Source organism: Qipengyuania sp., from assembly GCF_048550555.1.
Taxonomy (GTDB): Bacteria; Pseudomonadota; Alphaproteobacteria; order Sphingomonadales; family Sphingomonadaceae; genus Qipengyuania.
In genome coordinates, this window is record NZ_JBLYYF010000020.1 from 71,535 (window position 1) to 93,149 (window position 21,615).

Sequence of the window (21,615 nt, forward strand, 5' to 3'; positions counted from 1 at the left end):
AGGCGGGCGTGCGGCGATAGGGTGCGCCCATGGGAGAGACACAGACCACCGCCGCGCTGGCCGAGCCTTTCGGCAATTTTCCGCAAATCCTCGCCGCCAACGCTGCAGGGCTGGGTGATCGCCCCGCAATGCGCGACGACGAAGGCGAGATCAGCTGGGCGGAGCTCGGCGACCGGGTCGAGCGGATCGCCGCGCGGCTGCTCGAGGACGGGCTCGCGCGGGGTCAGTCGGTCGCGATCCTCGGCTATTCGTCGATCCCCTATGCGCTGGTGTTCCTCGCCGCTGTGCGCGCGGGCGGCGTGGCCGCGCCCCTGACGACCAGCGCCAGCCCGGAACAGCTGGCGGGGATGGCCGGCGATTCGGGTGCCAAACACATCTTCCTCGACCGCGCCAAACTGACCGAACTGGGCGAGGACTGCTTTCCGGGGATGACGCGTATCGTGCTCGACGAGGAGCTCGAGGGCTGGATGGCGCCGGAAGGCACGCAGGCGCCCGCCTTCGAGCCGCAGCCGGGCGATCCCTTCAACATCATCTATTCGAGCGGGACCACCGGCGTGCCCAAGGGCATCGTCCATTCGCACCAGATGCGCTGGCGGCAATTCGCGGCGACCGCCGCCAGCTGGCTCGAAAACGGCCTGCCCGCGCGCAGCCTCGCCTCGACCCCGCTCTATTCGAATACCACCATGGTCGCATTCCTCCCGCCGTTGCTCGCAGGGGGGACGGTCCGGGTGATGCGCAAATTCGATTGCCTGCGCTGGCTCGAATATGCGCAGGCCGACAGGACCACGGTGACGATGCTGGTGCCGGTGCAATATCGCCGCCTGATGCAGGAGCCGCGCTTCGACGAATTCGACCTGTCCGCGCTGCAGATCAAATATTGCACCTCGGCACCCTTCCCCGCCGACCTCAAGCGCGAGGTGCTCGACCGCATGCCGGGCGCGCTGATCGAGATCTACTCGATGACCGAGGGCGGGGTGGTCTGCCTGCTCGAGGCGCACAAGTTCCCCGACAAGCTGCACACGGTCGGTCGCCCCGCGCCGGGCAGCGAGCTGAAGGTGCTCGACGACGAGGACCGGCCGGTGGCGCCGGGTACCCCGGGCAACCTCATCGGGCGCAGCCAGACGATGATGATGGGCTACAAGAACCAGCCGGAAAAGACGCGCGAAGGCTACTGGACCGATCCCGAAACGGGCGAGGTGTGGCAGCGCATGGGCGATATCGGCCGGGTCGATGCGGAAGGCTTCGTCGAACTGGTCGGGCGCGCCAAGGACATGATCATCTCGGGCGGGTTCAACATCTTCCCGGTCGATCTCGAGGACGAGCTCGTCAAGGAAGCCGAGGTGATCGAGGCGGCGGTGATCGGCGTGCCGAGCGAGCGTTGGGGGGAGACGCCTGTCGGCTTCGTGACGCTGAGGGCTGGGAGCCGCGACTGCGAGGAAATCCGTGCCGCGGTCAATGCGCGGCTGGGCAAGACCCAGCGGCTCGCGCAACTCCACGCGGTCGAGGAAATGCCGCGCAGCCATATCGGCAAGCTGCTCAAGACCGACCTTCGCGAAGAAGCGGCGCGCCGCGGCCTGCCGGATTGAGATGAATCCCCCGGGGGTTGCGCCCCGTTCTATTTTGCTAATAAGTAAACCCATCGGGTCAGCGAAAGGGTCGCGCTCTTTCAACAATCCGTGGGGGCAAGAATGAAGTATAGCCGTGTGCTTGTGGCTGCCGTGACGACCTTGGCATTATCTGCCTGTGGCAAGTCTTTCGAGGGGCCGGACGAGGGGGACATTTCCGGATTTCTCGAAATGGAATTGGACGAGGGGATCGATGCCGAAGACATCGAAATCGTCGCCGCGCAGAATGTCGGCGACGAGATCGAGCCGGTCTATCGCACGCGCGCCAATCTCGACCTGGTGCTCGAGGAAGACTTCGCCGAAATGGTCGACCGGATCGGCGACCGTCCGGTGGTCAAGGTCGTAGCCGAAAAGGGTACCGAATATCCCGCCGTGCTGTTCACGCGCTCCGAACCGATCGGTGACGAGGACTGGAACGTGCGCATCGAAAAGCTGCAGGTGCGCAATCGCAAGGGTCGCCCGCTGTCGAGCTTCACCGATTACATCGTCGAAGGCTCGGCCGAGGAGAAACAGGCGATCGAGGACGAGAAACGCGAAGCCGCCGATGCCGAGAAGAAGGCGGCCGAGCGCCTGGCCGCAGCGCGCCGGGGCTTCGCTGGAAGCTGGAAGGCGACCCAGCCGCTCAAGCGCAGCGGTTCGGTCTATTCGCAGAACGGCCAGCAGATCGGCGTGAGCTTCGATCTCAAGCCGGGCGAGGACGGGTTCGGGCGCGGCACCGGGCGGGTCTATGACTTCGCCGATCCCTCTGTCTTCGCGCAGTCGGACGTCACCTATACGGTCGACGACAGCGGCGATTTCGCGACCGTCACCTTCCTGTCACGCGCACAGCATGACGAACTCCGGTTCTACGTGACCGAGGGCACGAACTTCAAGCTGACCGACGACGGCAAGGCCGATATCAACAACGGTCGCTGGTCGATAGCGATGAAGAAGTAGGCAGCCATTCGCCGGGGCGAAGGCTCGGTCCGGTCAAGCGGCGGGGCGGTTCCCCGAGCGGAGCCGCCCCGCCTCTTGCGAAGGCTCAGTCGCGGCTTGCGAGGGCGAGCGAGCGGCGCGCCTTCAGCGTGCGCTTCGCTTCCTGGTAGCTGCTCGTGACGCAGGTGCGGTTGATCCAGCTGGCACTGCCGCAGACCTGCTTCGCAGCGGTCAGCAGGCGCTGGTCGAGCATGCGCATATGTTCGGGATTGGTCAGGTCGAGGTCGCCGTAGTCGACGATTGCGGTCTTCTCGGGCACATCCTGCGCGATCGCGGGGACGCCGGCCGAAACGGCGAGTGCGGCGAGAGCGGTAAAGGTAATGCGACGCATGGGAAATCTCCTTGGGAGGTGAATCGTCTGGTCGCCTTCGTCGTACATCCCTGCTTATCTTTATGCCCGGATGATGCTGCACCTGCGAACATGCCGCAAGTGCGAAATGCACATGCTGTAGTGCATGCCACTCACGACAGCGTTTCGAGACGCGGCGCCAACTTCTTGGGGGAGGGAGAGGAATGTCGGCGGCCGCGTCTCTACTCGCTGCCATATCGCCTCGCCGGTGCCGGTGGGCCCGAGGGCCGACCGCAGTGGCGAGGAAGGCCAGAAACCCGGCTGCTTGGGGGCCGAAGCTTCTGTAATTCGTCCGAGACGGGAGGGTCAGGGGTTCACCGTCCGGCTGTGAGATGGGTAATAATATTCCACTGCCGTGAACTAAAGTGAGAAAAAATGGAATGATGTTGCGTTTCGCGCAACCATTCGACCCGCAGCCTCTTCGCCGCCACTCCGAGCATTCCGGGCATCACGACGGCGATAAGTGCCGAAGTCGCCAGCGGAATTGCAGGGAAGTGCACAATCGTCACGGCGCCAATGAAACGCGCGAACAGGCCTTGTCGACGGCGATCGCGCGGCTGCGATGCCGGTCGGGTATAACGGCTGCCTCGCTTATCGGCATGGCCCAAGGGGACAATCGCGCTCTGGCAATCGGCAATGCTGGACAGCGGGTGCAGCCTGCCTTTAACGGACCCCATGCAGCCAGAGCACCTTCCCGATTCCATCCTCATCGTCGATTTCGGCAGCCAGGTCACCCAGCTCATCGCGCGCCGCGTGCGCGAAGCCGGGGTGTACTCGGAAATCGCCCCCTTCACCCAGGCGGAAGAGGCCTTCCACCGGCTCAAGCCCAAGGGCGTGATCCTCTCGGGCGGCCCGGCCAGCGTCCCCGACGAGGGATCCCCGCGTGCCCCCGACGTGATCTTCGACAGCGGGGTGCCGGTGCTCGGCATCTGCTACGGCCAGCAGGTGATGACCCAGCAGCTGGGCGGCGAGGTTCGCCCCGGCCACGAGACCGGCGAGGGTGGCGAATTCGGGCGCGCCTATTGCGAGGTTTCGGAGGAATGCGTGCTGTTCGACGGCCTATGGCAGCCGGGCGAAACGCACCAGGTGTGGATGAGCCACGGCGACAAGGTCACCCAGCTCGCCGACGGCTTCCGCATCGTCGCCACCAGTCCCGGCGCGCCCTTTGCGCTGATCGCTGACGACGAGCGACGTTACTACGGCACCCAGTTCCACCCCGAAGTGGTCCACACCCCCGACGGCGGCAAGCTGCTCGCCAATTTCGTGCGCCATGTCTGCGGGCTCGCGGGCGACTGGACCATGGCCGAATTCCGCAAGACCAAGATCGAGGAAATCCGGGCCCAGGTGGGTGACGGCAAGGTCATCTGCGGCCTTTCGGGTGGGGTCGACAGTGCGGTCGCCGCGGTTCTCATCCACGAGGCGATCGGCGACCAGCTCACCTGTGTTTTCGTCGACCACGGCCTGATGCGGATGAACGAGGCCGAGCAGGTCGTCACCCTCTTCCGCGACCATTACAACATCCCGCTGGTCCACGTGAACGCGGAAGAGATGTTCCTCGGCGGTCTCGCCGGCCAGATCGACCCCGAAAAGAAGCGCAAGTTCATCGGCGGCGCCTTCATCGACCTGTTCGAGGCCGAGGCGAAGAAGATCGGCGGCGCCGATTTCCTCGCCCAGGGCACGCTCTACCCCGACGTGATCGAGAGCGTCAGCTTCACCGGCGGGCCCTCGGTCACGATCAAGAGCCACCACAATGTCGGCGGCCTGCCCGAGCGGATGAACATGAAGCTGGTCGAGCCCTTGCGCGAGCTGTTCAAGGACGAGGTCCGCGAACTCGGCCGCGAGCTCGGCCTGCCCGAGATCTTCGTCGGCCGTCACCCCTTCCCCGGCCCCGGCCTCGCTATCCGCATCCCGGGGGAAGTGACCAAGGAGCGCTGCGACATCCTGCGCAAGGCCGACGCGATCTATCTCGAGGAAATCCGCAACGCCGGCCTCTACGACGCGATCTGGCAGGCCTTCGCGGTGCTGCTCCCGGTCAAGACCGTCGGCGTGATGGGCGACGGGCGCACATATGACAGCGTCTGCGGGCTGCGCGCGGTGACCAGCACCGACGGCATGACCGCCGATATCTACCCCTTCGACGCGAGCTTCCTCAGCCGAGTCGCCACGCGCATCATCAACGAGGTGCAGGGCATCAACCGCGTGGTGTATGACTATACCAGCAAGCCGCCGGGCACGATCGAGTGGGAGTGATCCCGCCTACATCTTCGGTTCCCCCGACGATCGATGGCGTCGGCGACTTCGTCGATCGTATCGCGCGCGGCGACTAGGCTCTGGCGTGCCTGCGGGAACATGCCGCTGCCGCCCCTCGTTCGTACCCCATCGGTGGGGATTGCATAAGAACCGAGGAGAGAGATCATGAAAACCGCATATCTGTTTGCCGCCAGTGCGGCTGCGTCCTTCGCGCTGGCTGGGTGCGCAACGCTGGAAGAAGGCGTCGCCGAGGAGGTCGCTGAGACCTATTACGCCTCGCTCACCGGGGCACAGGAGGTCGGCGGGGGCGATCCCGACGGGTCGGCCAGGGCCGAGATCACCGTCAGCGACGAACTCGACCAGATCTGCTGGGACATCAACGACGTTCGCGGCATCGGTCCGGTCACTGCGGCGCATATCCACAAGGGCGCTGCCGGCACCAACGGTCCGCCCGTGGTCACGCTCACCCGGGCAAACGAAGGCGGCTGGAAGGGCTGCACCGATGCCGGCGAATGGAGCGAAGACTGGATCGAGAACAATTACGCCGGATTCTACGTCAACCTCCACACGGCCGAATATCCCAACGGCGCGATCCGCGGGCAGCTCACCAATACCGGCGGATAGGACAATCGCCATCGACGGTTGTCGCGCGGGTGAAGCCGCGCGATAGCCGCCGGATGGAACTGCCCCTCGGCCCCGATCCGCGCAGCGAGACGCTCCGCCGCCTGCAGGCGCTGCTGGTCCAGCGGTTCGGGCGGATCGAGCGCGCCGCCGAAGCCTGGCGACAGCCCGAATGGGCGCTCGTCCAGGGCGTGATCGGCGCGCAGACCAGGTCGGAAATCTCCAATCTGGCGACCGATCGCCTGCTCGCGCGCTGGGGCAGCTGGGAGAAGGTGGCCGAGGCTCCGCTCGAGGAGCTGCAGGCCGAACTCGCGACGCAGACCTATCCCAATGTTGCCGGCGAACGCCTCAAGGCGTGCCTCGCCGACCTGATCGCGCGGCGCGGCAGCGTCGACCTGTCGCATCTCGAGGCGTTGGACACGCTCGCGGCGATGGATTGGCTCGAGCAGCTGCCCGGAGTGGGCCGCAAGATCGCCGCCGGGGTGATGAATGCGAGCACGCTCGATCGCCGCGCGGTGGTGCTCGACGGGCATCACCGGCGCATCCTCCAGCGCATGGGGCTGGTCCCGCCCAAGGCGAATACCGACCGCGCCTTCGCCGCGATCATGCCCGCCATGCCGCCCGAATGGTCGGGCGCCGATTACGACGAGCACCACCTGCTGATGAAGCAGCTCGGCCGGACCTGGTGCCGCCCCTCTGCGCCCGAATGTCCCGCGTGCCCGGCGCAGGCGCTGTGCGAAACCGGCCGTCGCCGCGCGTGATTGCAGCGGCCACGCGCTTGCGCCACAAGGGCGCGCAATGAAACGCATCGGCTCGATCCTGCTGTGGTCCGCAATCGCGGCGGCCTTCATCGGACCGGGGACGGTCACCGCCGCGGCCAGCGCGGGCGCCAGCGTCGGCCCGGCGCTGCTGTGGGCCATCCTCTTCTCGGGCATCGCCACCTTCACCTTGCAGGAATTCGCCGGGCGCCTGGCGATCGGCACCGGCGACGATCTCGCGAGCGTCCTGCGCCGCCGCTATCCCGAAGGCTTCGCGCGCGCGGCCACGCTGCTGCTGGTCGGCGGGGCGATCCTGCTCGGCTGCGCGGCATACGAGGCGGGCAATATCCTCGGCGGGGCGGCGGGGGCGATGCTGGCCATCGACCTGCCCAAACCCGCGGTGACGCTCATCCTGGCGCTCGCCGCCGCGCTTCTGCTGCTCGCGGGATCGCCGCAGGGGGTGGCACGGCTGATGGCGGTCTTCGTCGGCCTGATGGGGGTAGGCTTTCTGGCGGTGGCAATCTCTCTCGCACCGGCCGTCGGACCGCTCCTCGCCGGTATGGTGCCGGCACCCGGTTTCGCCGACGATCAGGCCGCGCTGCTGGGCGTGCTCGCGCTGGTGGGGACCACGGTCGTGCCCTACAATTTCTTCCTCGGCGCAGCGCTGGCGCGCGGGCAGGGGCTCGGCGACATGCGCTTCGGTCTCGCGGTCTCGGTCGGAATCGGCGTGCTGATCACCGCTGCCATCCTCGTCGTCGGGACCGCGCTCGCGGGCGAGTTCTCCTTCGAGGCGCTGGGCGACACGCTCGCCGACAGGCTCGGCGGCTGGGCGCGCACCGGCTTCGGCATCGGCCTGCTCGCCGCCGGCATTTCCTCGGCGGTGACCGCCCCGCTCGCCGCCGCGCTGACCGCGCGCGGACTGTTCGCCTCGGCCGAGGACCCACGCTGGCAGGCACGCGGCTGGCGGTTCCGCGCGGTCTGGGGCGCGGTCCTGCTGATCGGCCTCGGCTTCGGGCTCGTCGACATCAGGCCGACCCCCGCGATCCTCGCGGCGCAGGCCTTCAACGGGGCGCTGCTGCCGCTCGTCGCGCTGTTCCTGCTCGCCGCCATGAACGACGAGGCGCTGCTGGGCGATGCGGCAAACGGCCCGCTCGCCAACGGCTTCGGCCTGCTGGTGGTCGGGGTCGCGACGATGCTCGGGCTCACCGCCGTCGCGCGCGCTTCGAGCACGACGCTCGGCTTCGCGCTGCCCGATCCGGGGCTGATGCTCCCCGCCTTCGCGGTGCTCGGCGTATTTCTCGGCCGCGCGGTCACGCGGCGCACGCAAGGCTAGCCGGGGAAAGCGACCCCCGTCATTTCCTCGGACTTGGCCCAGAGCTTCTCGGCCAGATCCTCGTCGCGGATATGCGGCCAGTATCCGCCCGCGCGCGGGTTTTCGGGATCGGCGGCGACCGCGATGTCGCAATCCTCGCAATAGACCCCGCCCTTGCCCTCGAGCAGCGGCGAGGTCGCACACCAGACGCTGGTCGCGGCGCCCTCTTCGGTCGACTTGAAGGCCTCGTGGACATTGCCCTCCTCGTCGTACCAGCCCATCGCTTTCTGCTCCTCCATCGTCAGGTGGCGCTGAAGCGGGGTGGCGATGCCGCCCGGATGGACCGCGAAGGCACGCACGCCTTTCGCCGCGCCCAATGTGTCGAGCTGGAGCGCGAACAGCGCATTGGCCGACTTCGCCTGCCCGTAGGCGAGCCACTTGTCGTAGTCGCGGTGCTCGAAATTGGGATCGTGCAGATCGAGCCCGTGGAGGCGGTGGCCGATTGAGGAAAGCGCCACCACGCGTGCGCCGCCGTCCGCAACCAGCAGCGGCCACAGCCGCGCGGTCAGCTGGAAATGACCGAGGTGGTTGGTGGCGAACTGCATCTCGTAACCGCGGGCATCGCGGGCGAGCGGGCTAGCCATGATCGCGGCATTGTTGATCAGGATGTCGATCGCGTCGGTTGCGCCTCCGATCGCTCCGGCAAAGCCGTCGATCGAGGCTGGATCGGAGAGGTCGAGCGGCAGGATCGTGATGTCGCCGTCCATGCCGTCGAGCACGTCGTGCGCCTGGTCGGGGCGCCGCGCGCCGACGATTATTCGGGCGCCGGCCCCGGCCATGGCGCGGACGGTTTCGGTCCCGATGCCCGAATAGCCGCCGGTCACGACGACCGTCTTGCCCGACAGGTCGATATCCTCGACGACCTCGCGGGCGGTCGAGCGATAGCCGAAGGGCGAATCTATGGGTGTCTGCGGTGCGGGCATGCGATCTCTCCTCTCGGGAGAATGCTATGCGCGCAGCATGACGGCTTGGCTACCTCTGCGAAGTCGCGGGAAGCCAGGCTCAGCCCTCGGCGTCGACCTTCGTATAGGGCACGAAATCGTCGAGGAAGAGCACGCCGGTCAGGAATCCGCCGGTGCGTTCGACCATCTCGATCTGGTCGGTACGGCACAGCGAGGTCGGGCTGAAGCGGCGAATCACCATGACATCGCTGTCGTCGATGCTGTCGGGATTGCGCGTGTAGTTGACCCACACCGTATCGCCGTCGCGATAGGTCAGCGCGGTGCCGTCGATCTGGTGGATGGATCGACTGCCGATCGTGGCGATGCAGCGCCGCGGTTCGCCCGCCACGCGGCCTTCGAGCAGCTTGGCGAGTTCGGCTTCGCCGCGGGTCATCTGCGCGGGCTCCTCGGCGCTGAGCGGCACGGCGAGCAGCCCCAGTGCGGCGGCGGTGAAGGCAAGCGGTTTGATCATGGCGATTCTCTCCATTCGGTGCATGGATACTATATCACACTCGCTGAACCTGCGCTGAGCGGAAGAGCCTCTCGCTCATGCGGTTCCGCCAACGGTAATTCCATCGACCAGCAGGGTCGGCTGGCCGACGCCGGCAGGGATGCTCTGCCCGCCCTTGCCGCACATACCCACGCCTTCGTCGAGCGCCATGTCGTTGCCGATGCCGCGCACCTTGGTCAGCACCGTGGGCCCGTCGCCGATCAGCGTCGCACCTTTGATCGGGGCGACCACCTTGCCCTTTTCGACCCTGTAGGCCTCGGTGCAGGCGAAGACGAACTTGCCGCTGACGATATCGACCTGCCCGCCGCCGAAGCTGGTGGCGTAGATGCCGTCCTCGACGCGGCTGAGCAGCTCTTCCGGATCGTCGCTGCCGCCGCGCATGAAGGTATTGGTCATGCGCGGCATGGGCGCATGTTCGTAGGACTGGCGGCGACCGTTGCCGGTCGCCTCGACCCCCATCAGCCGGGCATTGAGCCGGTCCTGCATGTAACCCTTGAGGATGCCGTCCTCGATCAGCACCGTCTCGCGCGTCGGGGTGCCCTCGTCGTCGATGCTCAGCGAACCGCGGCGGTTGGCGATGCTGCCGTCGTCGACCACGGTGACGCCCGGTGCGGCGACGCGTTCGCCGATGCGGCCCGAAAAGGCGCTGGTGCCCTTGCGGTTGAAATCGCCCTCGAGCCCGTGGCCGACCGCTTCGTGCAGCAGCACGCCGGGCCAGCCGGGCCCGAGCAGCACGGTCTTCTCGCCCGCCGGCGCCTCGACGCTCTCGAGATTGACCAGCGCCTGGCGCACGGCCTCGTCCACCGCGTGCATCCAGCGGCCTTCGTCGAACAAATCGTCGTAGAGATAGCGCCCGCCGAAGCCGAAGCTGCCGGTCTCTCGCCTGCCGTTGGCTTCGGCGACGATGCTGACGTTCAGCCGCACGAGCGGGCGGATGTCGCGCGCGGTGAAACCGTCCGCGCGGATGATGTCGATCGCGCTCCAGCTGCCGGCCAGGCTGGCGCTGACCTGTGCGACGCGGGGATCCTTGGCGCGCGCCACCGCATCGATTTTCTCGAGCAGCCCGACCTTTTCCGCGAAGGGCACGAGGTCGAGCGGGCTGACATCGGTGTAGAGGTGGCGATTGGTGCGCTCGGGCGGGGCCGCATGGGGCGATGTGGTCGCATCGAGCAGTTGCAGCGTCTCGCCCGCGCGCGCGATCGCCTTGGCGCTGATCTCGTTGGCATGGGCGAAACCGGTGGTCTCGCCCGAGACGCCGCGCAGGCCGAAACCCGAGTCGCGCGAATAATCGGCGGTCTTCAACCGGCCGTCGTCGAAGGCGAAGCTCTCGCTCGCCATGAACTGGAGGTAGAGCTCGCCGTCGTCGCAGGGCGCGAGCAGGCGGCGGGTGAGCGCCTGGGCCTCCCCGGGATCGAACTGGCTGTAGAGCAGGGCGTGCGGATCGGTCGCTGGCGTCATGCTACCCATGTAGGGTGCGATGCGAGCGAAGGCGAGGGGTCAGCGATGCCCCGGGTCGGCGCCTTCGGAAATATCCATCAGCTGCGACTGGTCGACGCCATCGGCGGGGCCGCCCTCGAGGACGAAGCGCCGGTCGCAATAGCCGCAGTCGACATAGCCGTGCTCGTCGATCTCGAGATAGACCTTGGGATGGCCGAGCGCGATCGGCTTGTAGTTCTCGCCGCTGCGGATGTTGGTCGCGCCGTCGCACCACACGCGCCGCGTGGTGACCTTGGAGATTTCGGGAGGAGGCAGGCTCATGGGAGTGGTCCGATAATATGTGCCGTGCGCGGGCGCAAGCATTCGCCGCTTGTCGCGCCCCCGCAGCGTCCCTAGGTCACTGCGCATGACCACGCCCCCAGCCATCCGCATCGACAATCTCGTCAAGGAATATGCCCCGCCGGGACCCGGCGAACCGCCCAAGCTGGCACTGAAGGGCGTGAGTTTCGATGTCCCGCAGGGCGGCATCTTCGGCCTGCTCGGCCCCAATGGCGCGGGCAAGTCGACGCTGATCAACATCCTCGCCGGGCTGGTCAGAAAGACCGGCGGCAGCGCCGAGATCTGGGGCTTCGACATCGGCGAGAACCCGCGCAACGCCAAGCGGTCGATCGGCATCGTGCCGCAGGAAATCGTCTTTGACCCCTTCTTCACGCCCTTTGAAGTGCTCGAAAACCAGGCCGGTTTCTACGGCATTCCCAAGGCCGAGCGCCGCAGCGAGGAACTGCTGCGCGCGGTACATCTGTGGGACAAGAAGGATGCCTATGCGCGCACGCTGTCGGGCGGGATGAAGCGCCGCCTGCTGATCGCCAAGGCGATGGTGCACTCGCCGCCGATCCTCGTGCTCGACGAGCCGACCGCGGGGGTCGACGTCGAACTGCGCCGTCAATTGTGGGAACTCGTCACCGAACTCAACGCCCAGGGCGTGACCGTGGTGCTGACGACGCACTATCTCGAGGAAGCCGAGCAATTGTGCGACCGAATCGCGATCATCAACCACGGCGAGCTCATCGCCGACAAGCCGACCCGCGAGCTGGTCGGCATGGCGCGCGAGAAGATCGTCGCCGTCACGGTCGACAAGGACCTCGGCGGTCCGATCATGGAAGAGGCCTTCACCCGGGCCGAGGTGGTCGAGCCGCGGCGGCTGGAGATCACCTACGACCGCGACCGCACCAGCGCGGGGCAGGTGCTCGCGCTGGTCCAGAGCCATGGCTATGCGATCGAGGACGTCACCACGCGCGAAGCCGACCTCGAGGACGTCTTCGTCCAGCTGACCGGCGCGGGGTAGGGCCGCCCCTCAGTGGATTGCGCGGCGACCGAGCCCAGCATCCTTGACCCGCATCGCGGCCCACAGGTGCGGTTCGACCTCTTCCATCGGCGTGCGGCAATTGCGGCAGCGGCCGAATTTCTGCCCGCCGGCGCGCTTGACGTTCTCGCGATCGACCTTGTGCTTGCCCAGCGCGCAGGCGATGTGACCCAGTTTCATTATGTGCGACCCTCTAGTCCCGTAGCTGATCCCCTGTCGCCCCGGCCCTAGCGGGTCGCTGCGCCGCCATAACCCCCCTTGCGCCGGACCGTTCTGTTCTTGCCGCCTGACGTTTACCCCGGCATGACGCGCGCATGACAGACACCCCTCACGACGTCCTCGTCATCGGTTCGGGCGCCGCCGGACTCACCGCCGCGCTGGCGCTGGCCGAGACCAGGAAGGTGCTGGTGCTCGCCAAGGGCCGGCTCGACAGCGGCTCGACTGCCTGGGCGCAGGGCGGGATCGCCGCCGTGCTCGACGCGGGCGACACGTTCGAGAACCATATCCGCGACACCATGGTCGCCGGCGCGGGGCTCAACGATCTCGCAACGGTCGAATTCGTGATCGAGCGCGCGCCCGCCTCGATCGACCGGCTGTGCGAACTGGGCGTGCCCTTCAATCGCGAGGAGGGCGATCTCCACCTGACCCGCGAGGGCGGCCATTCGCACCGGCGGATCGTCCATGTGAACGACGCGACCGGCTGGGCGGTGCAGGCGGCGCTGCTCAAGGCGGCGGAGGAAAACCCCAATATCACCCTGCTGCCGGGGCAGAGCTGCATCGACCTCATCACTGGGCGCAACCAGGTCGATTATTCGGGCTCGGGCCGCGTCTGGGGCGCCTATGCGCTCGACGAGGAAAGCGGCGAAGTGGTGGCGCATGTCGCGCGCGCGACTGTGCTCGCGGCGGGCGGCGCAGGGCGCGTCTACCTGTTCAGCACCGCGCCGCGAGGGGCGACCGGAGACGGCATCGCCATGGCGTGGCGCGCGGGCGCGCGTGTCTCCAACATGGAGATGATGCAGTTCCACCCGACCTGCCTCTACAATCTCGAGGTCAAGAACTTCCTCATCACCGAAGCGGTGCGCGGCGAGGGCGGGCGGCTGATCAATCCGGTGACGGGCGAGCGCTACATGGAGAAATACGATCCCGAGCGCATGGAGCTGGCCCCGCGCGACATCGTGGCGCGCGCGAACGACGACCAGATCAAGCGCTACGGGCTCGACTACGTCCATCTCGACATCAGCCACCAGCCGCCCGAGTTCGTGATGGAGCATTTTCCCACCATCCACGAGAAGCTGATGGGGCTGGGGATCGACATGACCAAGGGACCGATCCCGGTGGTGCCGGCGCAGCATTACACCTGCGGCGGGGTCAAGATCGGGCTCGACGCCAAGACCGACCTGCCCGGCCTGTGGGCGGCGGGGGAATGCACCGAGAGCGGGCTCCACGGCGCCAACCGGCTGGCCTCGAACTCGCTGCTCGAGTGCTTCGTCTTCGGCGAGGCGGCGGCGAAGGACATCCTCGCCTGCTGGGACAAGCTCGACGATCCGCCCGCGATCCTGCCGTGGGATGAAAGCCGCGTGACCGATTCGGACGAGGAAGTGGTGATCAAGCAGAACTGGACCGAGATCCGTCGCTTCATGTGGAACTATGTCGGCATCGTGCGCACGACCAAGCGGCTCGAACGCGCCGCGCACCGCATCCGCAATCTGCGCGGCGAGGTCGAGGATTACTACGGCCACTTCCGCGTGACCACCGACCTCATCGAACTGCGCAACCTGCTCGAATGCGCCGACCTGATCGTCCAGAGCGCCCTCAAACGGCACGAGAGCCGCGGGCTCCATTTCATCATGGACTATCCCGAAACCGCATCCGTGGCGAAGGATACCGTGCTGGTGCCCTGACCGCCTGGGCGATCGGTCGCTCATTGCGGCGTTTTGCAGAATTTCCAGTCAATTGGCGGAAACCGGTTGGACCCTGAAGTATTGGCACAGGAGCCGATGCGCACATACGAAGGGTCGACATGCGATTGTACCGGGCAACCGCCTTTATTTTCCCCAAACACTACACTGCGCGCATGTTCGCGCTCAGTTTCGGAGCGGTGCACATTCCGCTCGTGGCCTACCTCGTGCTCGAAGCCCTTCGGGGTAGCTGGGATTGGTCCACTTTTCTCGCCCTGCTGGTCGCCACGGTGGTCGGCAGCGGCTTCGCGATCGCCGGGCTTGCGGGCCTGCTCGCGCCCGTGGCGGTCGCGACCCGCGGGCTCCGTGCGCTGCGCGATGGAGTGGATTGCGAGGACATCCCGACCGGCGGTCCGGACATGGCGGGCGAGCTGCTGGAATCGGTTGCCCATGCCCTGCGGTCTACCAGTGCCCGGCTCGACGAACTCAAGGACCTCGCGCTGACCGATCCCCTCACGGGCCTGCTCAACCGCAGGGGCTTCGCCGAGGTTCTCGGACAGGACCCCAAGGCCAGCGGCACGCTCGCCGTGCTCGATGGCGACCGCTTCAAGCAGGTCAACGACAGCTTGGGCCATGCCGAAGGCGACCGCTTGCTGCGCACGCTGGCAGATCGGCTGAAGGATCGCACGCGTCCGCAGGATATTGCCGCACGCTGGGGCGGCGACGAATTCGTCGTCTTCTTCAAGGATACGTCGGTCGAAGAGGCGGGCCGCATTCTCAAGCGCATCCAGCTCTCGCTGCGTTTTCGGCCGATCGCCAAGCTCGATGGCCGGCCCGTGTCTTTCAGCGTGGGGCTGGCCCCCATCGCCGATTCATCGATCGAAACCGTCGAGGCGGCGGTGAGGAATGCCGATGCCGAGATGTATGGCAGCAAGCGCGGGCAGCAAATGGTCGAGGCCTGATCACCGAGAGCGGCTTGGCGGTCAGGTAGAGCGCCAGTTCGCCATCGACCAGTCGCCACGCAGCATCCAGTCCTCGAGCGCATAGTGGCCCACGACACCGGCGCTGATCGGTTTGGGAAAGAAGATGCCGATACTCTCGCCAAGCTGCCACGAGACCTCGCCCTGCGCGACATAGCCGGGCAGCAGCACCAGTTCCACCGGCGAGCCGATGCGCGCGACGATATCGCGGCATTCGACCATGCAGCCCGAGGACGAGAGATTGCGCATGGCACAGCGCATGCCCACTCCGTCGATCGTGATCCGCACGTCGTCCATAGTCCCGCTGCGCGGCTCGCTGCGTCGCTCCATTCCCACCCTCCACTGGTCCCGGCGTAGACAGCACCCGAAACGGATCGGCTGCACACTGGGCGCCGGTCGGCGACCATGCCCGAATGAAGGCAGGCCTCCCGGCGATGCGCTTCATTCTAGCAGAGGCGATTCGATTTGATTGTAGAGCGGCGCCATGCCCCGGCTTGCGCGTCGGGGAAGGCTTTGGACTGGACAAGCGACCGAGATTGCGATGAGGTCGGCCCTCGTAATCGGGAGGAAGGGCATGCCCAAGGCGACGGCTAACGGGATCGAAATTCACTATGAGGAGCACGGCGACCCGAACGCGCCGCCGATGCTGCTGATCATGGGCTTCGGGGCGCAGCTGACGCTGTGGCCCGACGAGCTGGTCGAGGCGCTCGCCGATCACGGCTTCCGCGTGATCCGTTATGACAATCGCGACATCGGCCTCAGCCACAAGTTCGACGGGGTCAAGGCGCCCGGCCTGGTCAAGCTGACGCTCCTGTCCAAGATCGGCCTCAAGCCCAAGGTCCCCTACACGCTGGCCGACATGGCCGATGACGGGGCCGGCCTGCTCGACGCGCTCGGCATCGACAAGGCGCATATCGTCGGGGCGAGCATGGGCGGGATGATCGCCCAGCATTTCGCCGCGCGGCATGCCGACAAATGCCTCTCGCTGACCTCGATCTTCTCCACCACGGGTAATCCCAAGCTGCCGCCGGCCAGGCCCGAAGCGATGAAGGCGCTGGTGACGCGGCCCAGCAGCACGGAGGAGAAGGTGCTGGTCGATCACGGCGTGATGCTCGCCCGCACGATCGGCTCGCCCGGCTATCCGGCGGAGGAAGAGCGCCTGCGCGAGCGGACCGCGGCGAGCGTGCGGCGCAGCTTCTATCCCGAGGGCCCGACGCGGCACCTCTCGGCGATCGTCGCCGATGGCGACCGCCGCCCGATGCTGAAGGGGATCTCCGTGCCGACGCTGGTGCTGCACGGCGAGGACGATCCGCTGGTCCCCTGCGAGGGCGGGCGCGACACCGCCGCCAGCATTCCCGGCGCCAAGCTCAAGACCATCCCCGGCTGGGGGCACGACCTGCCGCTCGAGCTGGTCGACGAACTGGCTGCAACCATTGCCGACCATGCCAGGGAAAGCGCCGCCTAGTTCTGCGTCACGCCCGTTTGCGCGCTTCTGATCGACGAATGACCCTCGCGGTCCGACCGGCGGACGAACGGGAATTGTGCAGCTGGGCGCAACTATGGCGAGTTTATTACCTTAGAGAGCAATCTCCTGCCGGGGTCCTTCCGCATCGCCTCAGCCATGCGCAATGAAGAGGGCCTCTACGCTCCCAATCTTTCGCGACCTGCTTTCGACAGGCGCTTTTGCCCCTGCGTTTGACAAGATTCTTTCGCATTCTAGGGTGATCAGCGATGGCGGGCCGCCGCAGCCGCCCGCTCTCGCGATCGACCACTGATCGTGCATCACGGGACTGTCGCTCGCCTTTTCCGGCGGGGCGGGAGGCGCGAAACTGCGGCCGGTCATCTTTGCAACGGAAAGGATGATCCGATGAAGCTCCCCCTCTTTGCCCTGGGCGCTGCGCTGTCGCTGACCGCGGTCCCGGCCAGTTCGCAGAACATCGTCGTCTCGGCGGATACGGCCGCGATCGATCTCGTCTCGCGCGATCTCGACCGCACCCTCCTGCGCGCCGAATGGCCCCGCCCCAGGACTACCGGCGAAGGCCTGGTCATGGTGCGGTTCCAGCGTGGAGCCGACGGCCGGCCGGCGCAGGTGACACTCTACCGTGCCTCGGGACGCCAAGATGTCGACCGTCTCGCCTTGCGCGCGGTCGCCGCGCTCGGTCGCTCAGCCCCGCTGCCCGCGATCGGCGGCGCCGGGCAGGTCTTCCAGGCCAATGTCATCCTCGCCAACAGCGGGCGGACGCATGCCTCCCTCCAGGGGCAGCTGGTGCGGCTCGAACAGGCCCGGCTGGCCGATCCGCGCGAGCGCTCGGTCCTGGCGTTCGGAGGCACCCCGCGCGACGCGGGCTAGCACCGCCGGGTCATTTCCCCCTTCGGCGGTGTCGCCCGCCGCGCTGCGGGCGGCGGCGGCATCGTCGGAGGCTGTGCGTGGGCGGTGCGCGCGCACCGCCTGATTCCAAAATTGCGCATCCGGATTCGATTGAATCTCAAGCCGGATCGATCGTTTTTGCCCGCAAAATTTTTTTCCCGGATTCATTTTGCCCCTTGCGTTCGGCGCGAGTCCAGCTTGGTCCACGCGTCGCGGCGTTGCAGCAAGATAAGGCACTGCGCTCGCGACCCCGTTCGGGGCGTCAAATCGGCATTGACCCTCTTGCGCTCGAATCGCACCTGATTCAGTATCTAGTGGTCGGGCTACCGGGGGTACCCACAAGACCTAGCTATCTGCGGCACGCTCCCCATATCGGGATCGGGCCGCGATCGCGGCGGGACTGTGGAGAAAAGGGGATAAGTTTTCGCCCCGGAAGCGCACAAAATTGCTAGGTGGGATCGCTGTCCCGCCGACTCGAACACAAGCGGAACACCGGTGCGCGAACAAGCCGCGCACGGAACTGGAAAAGGCGGGGCACACGATGGATTTCAAAAGCGGGGACGACACGGCGATGACACTGGATATCGATACCCACGACAGCGCCCCCGAGCCCACCACGCAGACAAAGGCGGTCGCCATGGAAAAGACGGACACAGGCAGCGAAGGACTGGTCGCGCAGGTCGCGAGCGAAGCGCTCGCCGGCGCGGTCGCGAATGCGGCTGCAGAAGCCACCAAGGAAGACAGCAAGAAGGTGCTCGATCGCCGCTTCGACGTGCAGATCGACGAATCGCGCGATGCCTTGCTGACCGAATTCGGCAAGGAAACGCTGATCGACCGCTACCTGCTTCCGGGGGAGAAGTTCCAGGACCTGTTCGCGCGCGTCGCCGACTATTTCGCCGACGACCAGGATCATGCGCAGCGGCTTTACGACTATATCTCGAAACTGTGGTTCATGCCCGCGACCCCCGTGCTGTCGAACGGCGGCACCACGCGCGGCCTGCCGATCTCCTGCTACCTCAACTCGGTCTCCGACAGCCTCGACGGGATCGTCGGCACCTGGAACGAGAACGTCTGGCTCGCCTCCAAGGGGGGCGGCATCGGCACCTATTGGGGCAATGTCCGCGGCATCGGCGAACCCGTCGGCCTCAACGGCAAGACCAGCGGCATCATCCCCTTCGTCCGGGTGATGGACTCGCTGACGCTGGCGATCAGCCAGGGCAGCCTGCGCCGCGGTTCGGCCGCCTGCTACATCGACGTCACCCATCCCGAAATCGAGGAATTCCTCGAGATCCGCAAACCCTCGGGCGACTTCAACCGCAAGGCGCTGAACCTGCACCACGGCGTGCTGGTCACCGACGCCTTCATGGAAGCCGTGCGCAACGGCGAGGAATTCGACCTCCTGTCCCCCCGCGACGGATCGGTCCGCAAGACGGTCGATGCGCGCAGCCTGTTCCAGAAGCTGGTCGAGACCCGCCTCGCCACGGGCGAGCCCTACATCGTCTTCTCCGACACGGTGAACCGGATGATGCCCAAGCATCACCGCGAGCTCGGCCTCAAGGTCTCGACCTCGAACCTGTGCGCCGAAATCACCCTGCCGACCGGCATCGACCACCTCGGTAACGATCGCACCGCGGTCTGCTGCCTGTCCTCGCTCAACCTCGAGAAGTGGGACGAGTGGAACAGCGACAAGACCTTCGTCGAGGACGTCATGCGCTTCCTCGACAACGTCCTGCAGGACTATATCGACCGCGCGCCCGACGAGATGGCCCGCGCCAAGTATTCGGCGATGCGCGAACGCTCGGTCGGCATGGGCGTGATGGGCTTCCACTCCTTCCTCCAGATGAAGGGCATCGGTTTCGAAAGCCCGATGGCCAAAGTGTGGAACCTCAAGATGTTCAAGCACATCAGCGCCAAGGCCGAAGAGGCCTCGCTGGTGCTGGCGCAGGAACGCGGGCCCTGCCCCGACGCCGCCGAAACCGGCGCGATGGAGCGCTTCAGCTGCAAGATGGCGATCGCGCCGACCGCGTCGATTAGCATCATCTGCGGCGGCACCTCGGCCTGCATCGAGCCGATCCCGGCCAACATCTACACCCACAAGACGCTGTCGGGCAGCTTCGTGGTCAAGAACCCCTATCTCGAGAAACTGCTCGACAAGAAGAGCAAGAACTCGACCAATGTGTGGAACTCGATCCTCGAGAAGGGCGGCAGCGTCCAGCATCTCGACTTCCTCACCGCCGAGGAAAAGGCGACCTACAAGACCAGCTTCGAGATCGACCAGCGCTGGCTGCTCGAATTCGCCGCCGATCGCGCGCCCTTCATCGACCAGGCGCAGAGCCTCAATCTCTTCATCCCCGCCGATGTCGACAAGTGGGACCTGATGATGCTGCACTTCCAGGCGTGGGAGAAGGGCATCAAGTCGCTCTATTACCTCCGCTCGAAGAGCGTGCAGCGCGCGGGCTTCGCCGGCGGGGTCGAGGCGGACAACACCGCCGACGCGGCCAAATACGAACTCGCCGCGGGCGCCGAGCAGACCGATTACGAGGAATGCCTCGCCTGCCAGTAAGCACCGGCGGACATGCGAAAAGCCCCGCTCTCCGGTGTGGAGGGCGGGGCTTTTTCATGGCCGGAACCCGTCCGGCGCGTCGGGTCAGGCCGCTTCGGTGGCCTTGGTGCCCAGACCGTTGGGGATGCGGGCGGTTTCCTTCAGATAGATGCGATTGTCGTCGATCTTCTCGACGTCGTCGATCTTGAGGAAATGGTGGATTTCGTCGGCGCTGTCCGACTTGGTCAGCTTGATCGCGTCGCCATCGACTTCGTCGACGGTGCCGACATGCTGGCCCTTGCAGTCTGCGACTTCCATGTGTTCCTTGATGCGAATCTTCTCGAACATACAGATTCCCCTTCGTTTTGCGTTGCTTACACCCAATCAACGGGCCGCAGCGGCAATCGGTCCACATCTCGTCGAGGCTGAGGCACCGTCCATGGTGGGGCCGGGAAAGACGCGGAAATCGAATGATCGCGACTCCCGCCCGCCTCAAGCAGCGCAGCGGCAGGGCGCAAACCAGCCCTCAAGTAGTGAAACGTTAGGGCGACCAAGAAAGTGACGCCCCGCCCTCGGTGGAGGAGCGGGGCGCCGGGGTTCGCGGACATCGCCCGCAATGAGGGGAAACCGGACGATGCCACTGTTCCCCGAACTGGCCGCGCGGCGCCCGTTGGAGGGGCAATGCGCGCGCGAAAAAACCGTTCAGTGTGACAACGCCGATGGCCGCCACCGCGTTCCGCAATTCGTCGCATGGGGGATGCGACGGGCCGAGGCCGTCCATCCCCATCTTATCCCCGCCGAATCAGTCCGGTTTGCCTTCGATTTTTCGCTCCGATTCCCTATATGAGTCGTTCGCGTCCAGAACCCGCCCGAAACCGGAGACCACAAGATGTCGTTGCTCGAAGCCCGCAAGACCTACAAGCCCTTCGAGTACCCCTGGGCCTACGAGTTCTGGAAGCGCCAGCAGCAGATCCACTGGATGCCCGAGGAAGTGCCGCTGGGCGAGGACTGCCGCGACTGGGCGCAGAAGATCACCGAGCACGAGCGCAACCTGCTCACCCAGATCTTCCGCTTCTTCACCCAGGCCGACGTCGAGGTGCAGGATTGCTACCACGACAAATACGGCCGCGTGTTCAAGCCGACCGAGATCAAGATGATGCTGACCGCCTTCTCCAACATGGAGACGGTCCACATCGCCGCCTATTCGCACCTGCTCGACACGATCGGCATGCCCGAATCCGAATATTCCGCCTTCATGGAATATGAGGAGATGAAGGACAAACACGATTATTTGCAGGTCTTCGGGGTCGACACCGACGAGGATATCGCGCGCACGCTCGCGGCCTTCGGCGGCTTCACCGAAGGGATGCAGCTCTTCGCCAGCTTCGCCATGCTGATGAACTTCCCGCGCTTCAACAAGATGAAGGGCATGGGCCAGATCGTGAGCTGGTCGGTGCGCGACGAGAGCCTCCATTGCGAAGGCATCATCCGCCTGTTCCACGAATTCGTGCGCGAGCGCGACTGCTACACCAAGGCGGTCAAGGAAGACATCATCGACATCTGCCAGAAGTCGGTGCGGCTGGAAGACAATTTCATCGACCTCGCCTTCGAAATGGGCCCGGTCA

The 21,615-nt window shown here is 66.1% G+C and carries 22 protein-coding genes; 13 read left to right on the forward strand and 9 right to left on the reverse strand.

Translation table 11 applies throughout. The features are described 5' to 3' along the window. Positions 1-29 precede the first annotated feature (29 nt). On the forward strand, positions 30-1,586 hold the full coding sequence (locus tag ACN4E0_RS05590; protein WP_419566476.1) for a class I adenylate-forming enzyme family protein: 1,557 nt from the start codon (positions 30-32) through the stop codon (positions 1,584-1,586). A 102-nt stretch (positions 1,587-1,688) separates the two neighbouring features. Further along, on the forward strand, positions 1,689-2,561 hold the full coding sequence (locus ACN4E0_RS05595; RefSeq protein ID WP_419566478.1) for a hypothetical protein: 873 nt from the start codon (positions 1,689-1,691) through the stop codon (positions 2,559-2,561). An 85-nt stretch (positions 2,562-2,646) separates the two neighbouring features. On the opposite strand, the gene ACN4E0_RS05600 is transcribed toward ACN4E0_RS05595, so the two are convergent. Further along, positions 2,647-2,931: a UrcA family protein gene (locus ACN4E0_RS05600; RefSeq protein WP_419566480.1), complete on the reverse strand. Its 285-nt coding sequence runs from the start codon at positions 2,929-2,931 to the stop codon at positions 2,647-2,649. A 332-nt stretch (positions 2,932-3,263) separates the two neighbouring features. Further along, entirely contained in the window at positions 3,264-3,557 is a 294-nt protein-coding gene (locus ACN4E0_RS05605) for a hypothetical protein (RefSeq protein WP_419566482.1), read from the reverse strand. A gap of 67 nt (positions 3,558-3,624) precedes the next feature. Here ACN4E0_RS05605 and guaA point away from each other — a divergent pair, with 67 nt between their 5' ends. The 4 genes from guaA to ACN4E0_RS05625 all read left to right on the forward strand — a co-directional run bounded on the left by guaA (position 3,625) and on the right by ACN4E0_RS05625 (position 7,911). Further along, positions 3,625-5,199: a glutamine-hydrolyzing GMP synthase gene (gene guaA, locus ACN4E0_RS05610; RefSeq protein ID WP_419566483.1), complete on the forward strand. Its 1,575-nt coding sequence runs from the start codon at positions 3,625-3,627 to the stop codon at positions 5,197-5,199. A 165-nt stretch (positions 5,200-5,364) separates the two neighbouring features. Continuing rightward, positions 5,365-5,823, forward strand: coding sequence for a CHRD domain-containing protein (locus ACN4E0_RS05615; RefSeq protein WP_419566485.1), 459 nt, complete (start codon positions 5,365-5,367; stop codon positions 5,821-5,823). A gap of 53 nt (positions 5,824-5,876) precedes the next feature. After that, positions 5,877-6,581, forward strand: coding sequence for an endonuclease III domain-containing protein (locus ACN4E0_RS05620; protein WP_419566487.1), 705 nt, complete (start codon positions 5,877-5,879; stop codon positions 6,579-6,581). Positions 6,582-6,618: 37 nt separating this feature from the next. After that, entirely contained in the window at positions 6,619-7,911 is a 1,293-nt protein-coding gene (locus ACN4E0_RS05625; RefSeq protein WP_419566488.1) for an NRAMP family divalent metal transporter, read from the forward strand. On the opposite strand, the gene ACN4E0_RS05630 is transcribed toward ACN4E0_RS05625, so the two are convergent. From ACN4E0_RS05630 to ACN4E0_RS05645, 4 genes are all read right to left on the reverse strand, one after another. Further along, positions 7,908-8,873 (reverse strand): oxidoreductase, encoded by a 966-nt coding sequence (locus ACN4E0_RS05630; RefSeq protein ID WP_419566490.1) that lies wholly within the window; start codon positions 8,871-8,873, stop codon positions 7,908-7,910. The two genes, ACN4E0_RS05625 and ACN4E0_RS05630, sit on opposite strands and share 4 nt — an antisense overlap. A 79-nt stretch (positions 8,874-8,952) precedes the next feature. Next, positions 8,953-9,363: a hypothetical protein gene (locus ACN4E0_RS05635; protein ID WP_419566491.1), complete on the reverse strand. Its 411-nt coding sequence runs from the start codon at positions 9,361-9,363 to the stop codon at positions 8,953-8,955. Between the two features lie 75 nt (positions 9,364-9,438). Then, positions 9,439-10,860, reverse strand: coding sequence for a metalloprotease TldD (gene tldD, locus ACN4E0_RS05640; RefSeq protein WP_419566492.1), 1,422 nt, complete (start codon positions 10,858-10,860; stop codon positions 9,439-9,441). A 39-nt stretch (positions 10,861-10,899) separates the two neighbouring features. Further along, positions 10,900-11,160, reverse strand: a complete 261-nt coding sequence (locus ACN4E0_RS05645; RefSeq protein ID WP_419566494.1) for a zinc-finger domain-containing protein — start codon at positions 11,158-11,160, stop codon at positions 10,900-10,902. A gap of 85 nt (positions 11,161-11,245) precedes the next feature. Here ACN4E0_RS05645 and ACN4E0_RS05650 point away from each other — a divergent pair, with 85 nt between their 5' ends. Next, positions 11,246-12,184: an ABC transporter ATP-binding protein gene (locus ACN4E0_RS05650; protein WP_419566496.1), complete on the forward strand. Its 939-nt coding sequence runs from the start codon at positions 11,246-11,248 to the stop codon at positions 12,182-12,184. Between the two features lie 9 nt (positions 12,185-12,193). Here the strand turns inward: ACN4E0_RS05650 and ACN4E0_RS05655 are convergent, their stop codons facing one another. Then, positions 12,194-12,382 (reverse strand): hypothetical protein, encoded by a 189-nt coding sequence (locus ACN4E0_RS05655; protein WP_221602576.1) that lies wholly within the window; start codon positions 12,380-12,382, stop codon positions 12,194-12,196. Between the two features lie 134 nt (positions 12,383-12,516). On the opposite strand from ACN4E0_RS05655, the gene nadB reads away from it, so the two are divergent. Both nadB and ACN4E0_RS05665 read left to right on the forward strand, forming a co-directional pair. Continuing rightward, positions 12,517-14,103: an L-aspartate oxidase gene (gene nadB, locus ACN4E0_RS05660; RefSeq protein ID WP_419566497.1), complete on the forward strand. Its 1,587-nt coding sequence runs from the start codon at positions 12,517-12,519 to the stop codon at positions 14,101-14,103. Positions 14,104-14,276: 173 nt separating this feature from the next. Then, a complete protein-coding gene (locus ACN4E0_RS05665; protein ID WP_419566499.1) occupies positions 14,277-15,062 on the forward strand; it encodes a GGDEF domain-containing protein in 786 nt (261 codons plus the stop codon). Between the two features lie 21 nt (positions 15,063-15,083). On the opposite strand, the gene ACN4E0_RS05670 is transcribed toward ACN4E0_RS05665, so the two are convergent. Continuing rightward, positions 15,084-15,410: a PilZ domain-containing protein gene (locus tag ACN4E0_RS05670; RefSeq protein ID WP_419566500.1), complete on the reverse strand. Its 327-nt coding sequence runs from the start codon at positions 15,408-15,410 to the stop codon at positions 15,084-15,086. A 244-nt stretch (positions 15,411-15,654) separates the two neighbouring features. On the opposite strand from ACN4E0_RS05670, the gene ACN4E0_RS05675 reads away from it, so the two are divergent. From ACN4E0_RS05675 to ACN4E0_RS05685, 3 genes are all read left to right on the forward strand, one after another. After that, positions 15,655-16,545, forward strand: a complete 891-nt coding sequence (locus ACN4E0_RS05675) for an alpha/beta fold hydrolase (protein WP_419566501.1) — start codon at positions 15,655-15,657, stop codon at positions 16,543-16,545. A 402-nt stretch (positions 16,546-16,947) separates the two neighbouring features. Next, positions 16,948-17,430, forward strand: a complete 483-nt coding sequence (locus ACN4E0_RS05680) for an energy transducer TonB family protein (RefSeq protein ID WP_419566503.1) — start codon at positions 16,948-16,950, stop codon at positions 17,428-17,430. A 559-nt stretch (positions 17,431-17,989) separates the two neighbouring features. Next, positions 17,990-20,011, forward strand: coding sequence for a ribonucleoside-diphosphate reductase subunit alpha (locus ACN4E0_RS05685; protein WP_419566505.1), 2,022 nt, complete (start codon positions 17,990-17,992; stop codon positions 20,009-20,011). 84 nt (positions 20,012-20,095) lie between these two features. On the opposite strand, the gene ACN4E0_RS05690 is transcribed toward ACN4E0_RS05685, so the two are convergent. Continuing rightward, positions 20,096-20,338 carry a DUF2171 domain-containing protein gene (locus tag ACN4E0_RS05690; RefSeq protein ID WP_419566506.1) on the reverse strand — a complete coding sequence of 81 codons (243 nt, stop codon included), beginning with the start codon at positions 20,336-20,338 and terminating at the stop codon, positions 20,096-20,098. Positions 20,339-20,879: 541 nt separating this feature from the next. Here ACN4E0_RS05690 and ACN4E0_RS05695 point away from each other — a divergent pair. Next, positions 20,880-21,615 (forward strand): ribonucleotide-diphosphate reductase subunit beta (locus ACN4E0_RS05695; RefSeq protein WP_419566507.1); only part of this gene is annotated, 736 nt, incomplete at its 3' end.

Bases quoted from the DNA above. Each gene is read 5' to 3' on its own strand.
- ACN4E0_RS05590 (WP_419566476.1), top strand. From the start codon at position 30: ATGGGAGAGACACAGACCACCGCCGCGCTGGCCGAGCCTTTCGGCAAT.
- ACN4E0_RS05595 (WP_419566478.1), top strand. From the start codon at position 1,689: ATGAAGTATAGCCGTGTGCTTGTGGCTGCCGTGACGACCTTGGCATTA.
- ACN4E0_RS05600 (WP_419566480.1), bottom strand. From the start codon at position 2,931: ATGCGTCGCATTACCTTTACCGCTCTCGCCGCACTCGCCGTTTCGGCC.
- guaA (WP_419566483.1), top strand. From the start codon at position 3,625: ATGCAGCCAGAGCACCTTCCCGATTCCATCCTCATCGTCGATTTCGGC.
- ACN4E0_RS05615 (WP_419566485.1), top strand. From the start codon at position 5,365: ATGAAAACCGCATATCTGTTTGCCGCCAGTGCGGCTGCGTCCTTCGCG.
- ACN4E0_RS05620 (WP_419566487.1), top strand. From the start codon at position 5,877: ATGGAACTGCCCCTCGGCCCCGATCCGCGCAGCGAGACGCTCCGCCGC.
- ACN4E0_RS05625 (WP_419566488.1), top strand. From the start codon at position 6,619: ATGAAACGCATCGGCTCGATCCTGCTGTGGTCCGCAATCGCGGCGGCC.
- ACN4E0_RS05630 (WP_419566490.1), bottom strand. From the start codon at position 8,873: ATGCCCGCACCGCAGACACCCATAGATTCGCCCTTCGGCTATCGCTCG.
- ACN4E0_RS05635 (WP_419566491.1), bottom strand. From the start codon at position 9,363: ATGATCAAACCGCTTGCCTTCACCGCCGCCGCACTGGGGCTGCTCGCC.
- tldD (WP_419566492.1), bottom strand. From the start codon at position 10,860: ATGACGCCAGCGACCGATCCGCACGCCCTGCTCTACAGCCAGTTCGAT.
- ACN4E0_RS05645 (WP_419566494.1), bottom strand. From the start codon at position 11,160: ATGAGCCTGCCTCCTCCCGAAATCTCCAAGGTCACCACGCGGCGCGTG.
- ACN4E0_RS05650 (WP_419566496.1), top strand. From the start codon at position 11,246: ATGACCACGCCCCCAGCCATCCGCATCGACAATCTCGTCAAGGAATAT.
- ACN4E0_RS05655 (WP_221602576.1), bottom strand. From the start codon at position 12,382: ATGAAACTGGGTCACATCGCCTGCGCGCTGGGCAAGCACAAGGTCGAT.
- nadB (WP_419566497.1), top strand. From the start codon at position 12,517: ATGACAGACACCCCTCACGACGTCCTCGTCATCGGTTCGGGCGCCGCC.
- ACN4E0_RS05665 (WP_419566499.1), top strand. From the start codon at position 14,277: ATGTTCGCGCTCAGTTTCGGAGCGGTGCACATTCCGCTCGTGGCCTAC.
- ACN4E0_RS05670 (WP_419566500.1), bottom strand. From the start codon at position 15,410: ATGGAGCGACGCAGCGAGCCGCGCAGCGGGACTATGGACGACGTGCGG.
- ACN4E0_RS05675 (WP_419566501.1), top strand. From the start codon at position 15,655: ATGCCCAAGGCGACGGCTAACGGGATCGAAATTCACTATGAGGAGCAC.
- ACN4E0_RS05680 (WP_419566503.1), top strand. From the start codon at position 16,948: ATGAAGCTCCCCCTCTTTGCCCTGGGCGCTGCGCTGTCGCTGACCGCG.
- ACN4E0_RS05685 (WP_419566505.1), top strand. From the start codon at position 17,990: ATGGATTTCAAAAGCGGGGACGACACGGCGATGACACTGGATATCGAT.
- ACN4E0_RS05690 (WP_419566506.1), bottom strand. From the start codon at position 20,338: ATGTTCGAGAAGATTCGCATCAAGGAACACATGGAAGTCGCAGACTGC.